Genomic DNA, 6,932 nt, shown 5'->3' on the forward strand with positions numbered 1-6,932 from the left:
GTATTACCGCAATAAGATCCTGACGAGCCTGGAGGAAAACGGGCCGGGCAATACACAATTTATGCTCTTGCAGGGTCTGATGAAGCTCCGCCAGATTGCCAATCACCCTTCTATGACTGACCCGGCCTATGAAGGCGAGTCGGGTAAGTTGAAAGAGGTGATGCGCATGACCAAGAGCATAGTGGCCAAGGGGCACAAGGTGCTTATTTTCAGCCAATTCGTGAAGCACCTGGAAATAATACGGCAGGTGCTGAATGAAAAGGAGATCACCTACGCATACCTGGACGGTAATACCAAAAACCGCCAGCAGCAGGTAGAGCTCTTCCAGAATGATCCAAGCATACAGGTGTTCCTGATCTCGCTGAAAGCCGGTGGTGTGGGCCTTAACCTAACCGCTGCCGACTATGTGTTCATCCTGGACCCATGGTGGAACCCGGCTGTAGAGGCGCAGGCCGTGGACCGTGCCCATCGTATCGGGCAGCAGAACAAGGTGTTTACTTACAAGTTCATCACCAAAGACACCGTGGAGGAAAAGATACTGGCACTGCAGAACCGGAAGATTCAACTCGTAACCGACCTGATCAGCACCGACGAAAACATCATCAAGAGCCTGACGAAAGAGGATATTGACAACTTGTTGAGTTAACTTTGATTGTTAAATTGTTGATAGTTAAATTATTGGTTCGGTAACATGTGAAAATACCGAAGCCGCAGCATGTCGAGTGTTGCGGCTTTTCTTTTGTGCTTACAGTAAGATAGTAGGTATAACCTTATGGTTAATGTTTGGTTATTAGAGGTAGTTCTTAGGTATAGCCCGGCTCGCAGGTATAGAGGGAAGGCCCACGTTTTCACCGACTTTTGCCAATCACCCCTGGCTCGGCAAGTGCTAATTAAGCTGGCTATACCTGTTTAAAAGCCACAAGCTACTATTTTCCCCCGCTCATTGGAGCGGCGACAGGTGCAAATGCGGGACAACAATTTAAAAATCAGCAATTTAGCAGTCAAAAAAAATGCTCCTCCACCTAAAAACTACTGTGCAGCAAGACTTTCTGAGCGTTTTTAATGCTTTTGATGAGCAGCTGTTCAGGAAGCTGGCGCCGCCTTATCCGCGGCTGAAGCTGCTGCGGTTTGATGGCATTGATGTAGGAGACGTGGTAGAGGTGGAGCTGCAGACAGGGATAAAAGCCTTCCACTGGACCAGCCTGATTACGGAGCGGGAAATAACGGACACAGCTGCTTGGTTTGTGGACGAAGGCCAAGAAGTGCCCCCACCCCTCCGCAGCTGGCGACACAAGCATTTAATTACGAAGCAGGGCAGCGGCGCTGTTATCCACGACATCATTGACTATAGCACAGGGTATAAAGTACTCGACTTACTACTGTATCCGCTGATGCTAGTTGCCTTTGGAATGCGCTGGCCGGTGTACAGGAGGCTATTCAGGCAGGTATAATTTAGCTGAAGCCTCAGATATAGATAAGCTCATCAGGTATAGGTATACCACGGGATCAGCTCTGTAGTAAAGAGCCAAATCTTTAAAACCTTTGCTATACCCTTTCAGTTAAGTGCAGAGAAGAAATAATCTCCTTAAATTAGGGTATGACAAAGGCGACCATTATCGGTTCAGGTATAGGAGGCATCGCCACGGCTATCAGGCTGGCGGTGAAAGGCTATGACGTGACTGTTTTTGAGGCCAATGCTTCATTTGGAGGCAAGATGCACCAGTTCGACCTGCAGGGCTACCGCTTTGATGCCGGTCCTTCGCTGTTCACACTGCCGCACCTCGTCGACGAACTCTTTACCCTGGCGGGTCGCAATCCATCCGATTACTTTACCTATACCCGCCTCGACCCGATCACGCACTACTTTTGGCCCGATGGCAGTCAATTGAAGGCCTATGCCGATGCTGAGGCCTTTGCCGTTGAGGCGGAGCAGCAGCTGGGGGTAAAGGCGCAGGATGTACGGGATGTTCTGGCCAAAAGTGCCCGGCTTTACAAGGGCACGGCTGATACCTTTCTGCACAAATCCCTGCACCGGCTCGATACTTACCTGAGCGCTGATGTGCTTAAAGCCTTGGGTTGCCTGTCGGACCTGGGGCTGACGACGACCATGCACGATGCCAATACCAGGCTGTTCAAGGACCCGCGCTTTGTGCAATTGCTCGACCGCTTTGCCACCTATAACGGCTCCGACCCTTACCAGGCACCGGGTACACTCAATCTGATCCCGCATCTGGAGCATAACATAGGCGCTTTCTACCCCAAAGGTGGCATTTACAGCATAGCTGCCAGTCTGGTGAAGCTGGCCGAGGAGCTGGGCGTGGCCTTCAGGTATAACGAACGGGTGGAGCGGATCATTACCCAAAATGGCAAAGCAACAGGTATAGAAACCAGCTCCGGCAGGTATAGCGCTGAGGTGGTGGTGAGCAACATGGATGTGGTACCGACCTACCGCCGCTTGCTGCCCGACCAGCCTGCACCGGAGCAGACGCTGCAGCAGCCGCGCTCCAGCTCTGCATTGATCTACTACTGGGGTATAGCCCGTGAGTTTCCGGAGCTGCACCTGCACAACATCTTCTTCAGCCAGGACTACAAAAAGGAGTTCGAGCACATCTTCCGGCACAAGTCCATCAGCCCGGACCCGACCGTGTATGTGAACATCACCTCCAAAATGGAAAAGAGCGATGCGCCTGCCGGTTGCGAGAACTGGTTTGTGATGGTGAACGTGCCGCACCACCAGGGGCAGAACTGGGAGCAGCTCATCAGCACCACCCGCCAGTCCGTGACAGATAAGCTCAGCCGTATGCTGCAAACTGACCTAAGCAAACTGATCGCCTGCGAACAGGTGCTGGACCCATTGCTGATTGAGCAGCAGACTTCATCGTATGCGGGGGCACTCTATGGCAGCAGCTCTAACAACCGCATGGCGGCATTTCTGCGGCACCCGAACTTCAGTTCTAGACTTAAGGGGCTTTACTTCTGCGGAGGCAGTGTGCATCCTGGGGGAGGTATACCACTCTGCCTGCTTTCTGCCCGTATAGTAGGAAGTCTTCTACCAGTCGTAACACCAGCTAACAAATCTAAACAGCATGCCTGATACCACACAAACATATCAACCGGCTATACCTCTGCAAGAACGGCTTAAACCCTATGCCTTTGGCATAGCTTTAGGTGTGTTGGCTATTTTCCACGCAGTGGGCTTTTGGGGGCTGATGTTTAGTGGCGAACCCGAAAAGTTTCAGCGGCTAACACCCATGAACCTGCTCCTGACTAACTTCCTGCTCTTTTCCTTTCACAGACGCTGGAATGTAGCCTTCATACTCTTTGCGGTTATAATCATGGCAGCTGGCTTTTTTGCGGAGGTGCTAGGTATACACACCGGCTTACTATTTGGGGACTATGCTTATGGGGAGTCTTTAGGTATAAAAGTGCTGGACGTGCCGCTGCTGATCGGGCTTAACTGGCTGATGCTCGTTTACACTTCAGGGCATTTGGTTAATATGATACAGCTGTATTGGCTTGCCAAAGCTGTGCTGGCTGCGCTGCTTATGGTCGGGCTCGATTTCTTTCTGGAGCCGGTGGCTGTGGCTTTTGACTTCTGGGACTGGTATGGAGGGCGTATTCCATGGACTAATTACCTAGGGTGGCTGGGACTGTCCTTCCTGTTTCAGGTGTATTTTCAGAAAGCCCCTATCTACAAGCACAACCGATTGGCGCCTTACGTTTACCTGGTACAGGCCGTGTTCTTCATCAGTATCTGGACCTTACTGTAGGTCAACTCGGGACAGATTAGAGAATAGCTTGTAAGGCGCCTTGTATTATGTTACATTTGCATGCTTTAAAATACAAGTTAATATAATATATACATCAAGCATTTAACTGCGTAATGAGTATATACCTACTCCATGCATAAGCTTGATGATCTACCCTACTCCATGACTTTTTTAGAAACCATATTAGGTGAACTCCTGCAGATCTTTAAGCGGGAAGGCATAGATGCGAACTCAGATGCAGACCTGATCAGGAAGCTTGACATCCGTCAGTCAACTTTTCAGGAGCTTTTCTCGAGCCGTGAGAATATGGTGAAGCAGGTCATTCTGTACGATATAGAAGTAGAAAACAAAAGGCAGATGGAAATGCTCTCCAAGGCTACGAACCCTGTAGAGGAAATTATGCTGCTTCTGCAGGATGGTATCAGAAGTATAAAGCAGGTGAACCCCGTTTATATTGCAGATCTGCAGAAATACCCGGAAGCCTGGCAGTTGAGCATGCAAAATGTAATTGACAACAACCAACATGTAAACGCTGAGATTCTGAACAGAGGGATACTGCAGGGTTACTTCCGCAAAGACATCAACCTCCAACTGGTTACAAAGATCATTCTGGAGCAGTTCTTTATGATGATCAACCCGGTATCATTTCCGCCTGCAAAGTATGATCTGGCAGAAGTGTTCCGCAGCATCTACCTGTACTATGTGCGCGGCATTTGTACGGACCTGGGAGGAAAACTGGCAGAATCATATTTCGCAAAGAATAACATGTAGACAGAAAAATACGCTATAAAAAAGCATCAGGCCCCGAAACAGTTCGCTTCGAGGCCTGATGCTTTTAAAAGTTATCAGTTATAGGTTTAGCTGATAGAAACGCGCACCTTTTTCGTGTACTCACGCAGCGCCGTCTTGAAATCGACGCCGTTGTCGTTCATGTAGTTCAGGATCCAGGCAGCAGCTATCACGTGTGTCAGCTGTTCGCCTTCGTCATCTCCTTCTACTTCAATGGCAAGCGGCTGCTCCTCCATCAGGGCCTCTTCGGCTGCCGTCAGGTTTTCCAGCGACTCAGTTTCTACCAGTTTCTTGATTGCGGGTATCTTCATTTCTTAAACAGTCAGTTTGTTGATCAGATCACGTACAGCTTCTTCTTTGCTGGCGGCCACTGTATCTACCAGTTTGCCACTCCTGAATACGGCAAAGAAAGGCAGGTTGGTCACGCCAGCCAGTTTGCGGGCCTCAGGACTTGTTTCAGCATTCACATCCACGAGGCCACATTGGCAAAAACTTCTTCGTCAGACATGCGCTTGAACTTAGGCGCAAACAAACGGCAGCTGCCGCACCAGTCAGCGTAGTATTTCACTACCACGTTTTGGTTTGAGTTGAGTACGTTATTGAAATCGTTATCGGTTGCTACTATTACAGCCATGTTATTCTTTTTAAAGATTAAACATCAGATCAGGTATTGCCTAATCATACTAGGTGCAAAGTTAAATGTTTCAGACCAAACATGCAGTGATGTTTGTCACCATTGCACGGTTGTCCGGGCTAAAACAGCAACACAGAAGGATTGTTTAGCGGGGGCGGCGGCTTTTCTTGGGCTGGTCGTTGAGGTAGGCCACCAGGTCCATTTTGTCGAATGTAAGCTCCCACATACCCATCAGGTCACCTTTCCTGTAGCCAGTGGCCTGGTCCTGTGTGTATTTTTCTTTGATCAGAGCATAATCGGTTTCGCTTACATCCTGCCCCACTGTGCATGGCAGCTGAGGCAGCTCTCGTCGCGCAGGTAGATCGGGGAGGTATAGCGGATCTCGTCCTTAGTCAGCGCCTCAACCTTTGACTCACGTTCCTGCCCGCTGCTATACCTGGCCAGCACCTGGGCTGTGGCGCCCTTTGGTTGATTTTGCGGGTTGCGTGGCTGCTCACTGAAGCGGCGTGAAATGGCTCCGAACTTGTGCTGCAGCGCTTCTACTTCCTCGTAGTTCTCGGGTTGGCAATAAGGTATAGCGGCCTCCACTCCTCCCTGCGCAAGGTGCCCGGTCAGGCGTTGGACGTGCAGGCGCTGCGCTACCACCACAATAGAGTCACCATGCTTCAGGGCGGCATTGAGGATATCCTGCTGGGTGAGGCGCTTGATCTTGTGGCGTTCCAGTTCCTGTGCGATTTCCTTTCCTCCCTCTATGGGTTTTACTTTCACATCGCAGCTTGAAACTAACAGGGATATACTTAGGGTTATGATGGCAGACAAAGAGCGGCTGTTGAACATCTTTCAGAGCAAATTTGTATTAATATAAGCTAGAGATAAACCCAGTGCTTGATACTTATGTTTTATTACTTCAACGCCAATTTAGTATCTTTGCAGCTATAAAACCATAACAGAACGATGTTAGATAAATTAGAAGCCATTAATCACCGGTTTGAGGAGGTGAGCCAGCTGCTTATCCAGCCTGATGTGGCCAGCGACATGAAGAAATTCAAAGCGCTGAATAAAGAGTATAAAGACCTTGACAAGATAGTAGTAGAGTATAAGAAGTACCTCAACATCCTGAGCAACATCGACAGCGCCAAGCAGGTGATCGCGACGGAGAAAGACGAGGAGTTCCGTGAGATGGCCAAGGAGGAACTGGACGAGCTGCTCCCACAGCGTGAGCAGATGGAAGAGTTGCTGAAAGAGTTGCTCATACCAAAAGATCCGAACGATAGCAAGGACATCATCATGGAGATCCGTGCTGGTGCCGGTGGCGACGAGGCTTCTATCTTCGCTGGTGACCTGTACCGTATGTATACCCGCTTCGCTGAGAAGATGGGCTGGCGCACCGAACTGATCGATGCCACAGAAGGTACGTCGGGCGGCTACAAAGAAATTATAGTGGGTATGTCCGGCGAGGACGTGTACGGCAAGCTCAAGTTTGAGTCGGGTGTGCACCGTGTGCAGCGTGTGCCTGCCACCGAAACGCAGGGTCGTATCCATACCTCGGTTGCCTCTGTGGTAGTACTGCCAGAGGTAGAGGAGTTTGACATCGAGCTCGACATGAATGACATTCGCAAGGACTTGTTCTGTTCTTCAGGCCCGGGTGGTCAGTCAGTAAACACGACATATTCAGCCGTTCGTCTGACGCACTTACCAACCGGTTTGGTGGCTCAGTGCCAGGATCAGAAGTCGCAGCT

11 protein-coding genes are annotated in these 6,932 nt (G+C 50.0%); 6 read left to right on the top strand and 5 right to left on the bottom strand.

Annotated elements, in window-relative coordinates:
• The 5 genes from O71_RS18235 to O71_RS18255 all read left to right on the top strand — a co-directional run.
• Positions 1–646, top strand: a 646-nt coding sequence (locus tag O71_RS18235; RefSeq protein ID WP_007659856.1) for a DEAD/DEAH box helicase, incomplete at its 5' end; no start/stop codon positions are given.
• A gap of 364 nt (positions 647–1,010) precedes the next feature.
• On the top strand, positions 1,011–1,451 hold the full coding sequence (locus tag O71_RS18240; protein ID WP_007659860.1) for a hypothetical protein: 441 nt from the start codon (positions 1,011–1,013) through the stop codon (positions 1,449–1,451).
• A 146-nt stretch (positions 1,452–1,597) separates the two neighbouring features.
• Complete coding sequence (gene crtD, locus O71_RS18245; protein WP_007659861.1) at positions 1,598–3,094, top strand: 1-hydroxycarotenoid 3,4-desaturase CrtD; 1,497 nt, start codon at positions 1,598–1,600, stop codon at positions 3,092–3,094.
• Entirely contained in the window at positions 3,087–3,770 is a 684-nt protein-coding gene (locus O71_RS18250) for a carotenoid biosynthesis protein (RefSeq protein WP_007659862.1), read from the top strand. The genes crtD and O71_RS18250 overlap by 8 nt, the downstream gene beginning before the upstream one ends.
• Before the next feature lie 132 nt (positions 3,771–3,902).
• Positions 3,903–4,541, top strand: coding sequence for a TetR/AcrR family transcriptional regulator (locus tag O71_RS18255; protein WP_237717901.1), 639 nt, complete (start codon positions 3,903–3,905; stop codon positions 4,539–4,541).
• A gap of 86 nt (positions 4,542–4,627) precedes the next feature.
• On the opposite strand, the gene O71_RS18260 is transcribed toward O71_RS18255, so the two are convergent.
• From O71_RS18260 to O71_RS18270, 5 genes are all read right to left on the bottom strand, one after another.
• Positions 4,628–4,870, bottom strand: a complete 243-nt coding sequence (locus O71_RS18260; RefSeq protein ID WP_007659864.1) for a hypothetical protein — start codon at positions 4,868–4,870, stop codon at positions 4,628–4,630.
• Between the two features lie 3 nt (positions 4,871–4,873).
• A complete protein-coding gene (locus O71_RS27540) occupies positions 4,874–5,026 on the bottom strand; it encodes a hypothetical protein (protein ID WP_369750990.1) in 153 nt (50 codons plus the stop codon).
• Positions 5,023–5,193, bottom strand: a complete 171-nt coding sequence (locus tag O71_RS27545) for a thioredoxin family protein (RefSeq protein ID WP_369750991.1) — start codon at positions 5,191–5,193, stop codon at positions 5,023–5,025. Before O71_RS27545 ends, O71_RS27540 begins: the two co-directional genes overlap by 4 nt.
• A 145-nt stretch (positions 5,194–5,338) precedes the next feature.
• The gene (locus tag O71_RS24050) at positions 5,339–5,515 is read right to left on the bottom strand and encodes a hypothetical protein (RefSeq protein ID WP_155800999.1); all 177 of its coding nucleotides are present in this window, start codon (positions 5,513–5,515) and stop codon (positions 5,339–5,341) included.
• On the bottom strand, positions 5,500–5,961 hold the full coding sequence (locus O71_RS18270; RefSeq protein ID WP_192811706.1) for a DUF3365 domain-containing protein: 462 nt from the start codon (positions 5,959–5,961) through the stop codon (positions 5,500–5,502). The genes O71_RS24050 and O71_RS18270 overlap by 16 nt, the downstream gene beginning before the upstream one ends.
• A gap of 186 nt (positions 5,962–6,147) precedes the next feature.
• Between O71_RS18270 and O71_RS18275 the strand changes: the two genes are divergently transcribed.
• On the top strand, positions 6,148–6,932 hold a 785-nt coding region (locus O71_RS18275), incomplete at its 3' end, for a PCRF domain-containing protein (protein ID WP_007659866.1).

This window comes from Pontibacter sp. BAB1700, assembly GCF_000277005.1.
Taxonomy (GTDB): Bacteria; Bacteroidota; Bacteroidia; order Cytophagales; family Hymenobacteraceae; genus Pontibacter; species Pontibacter lucknowensis.

Coding starts and splice junctions, on each gene's coding strand:
- O71_RS18240 (WP_007659860.1), top strand. CDS start 1,011: ATGCTCCTCCACCTAAAAACTACTGTGCAGCAAGACTTTCTGAGCGTT.
- crtD (WP_007659861.1), top strand. CDS start 1,598: ATGACAAAGGCGACCATTATCGGTTCAGGTATAGGAGGCATCGCCACG.
- O71_RS18250 (WP_007659862.1), top strand. CDS start 3,087: ATGCCTGATACCACACAAACATATCAACCGGCTATACCTCTGCAAGAA.
- O71_RS18255 (WP_237717901.1), top strand. CDS start 3,903: ATGCATAAGCTTGATGATCTACCCTACTCCATGACTTTTTTAGAAACC.
- O71_RS18260 (WP_007659864.1), bottom strand. CDS start 4,870: ATGAAGATACCCGCAATCAAGAAACTGGTAGAAACTGAGTCGCTGGAA.
- O71_RS27545 (WP_369750991.1), bottom strand. CDS start 5,193: ATGGCTGTAATAGTAGCAACCGATAACGATTTCAATAACGTACTCAAC.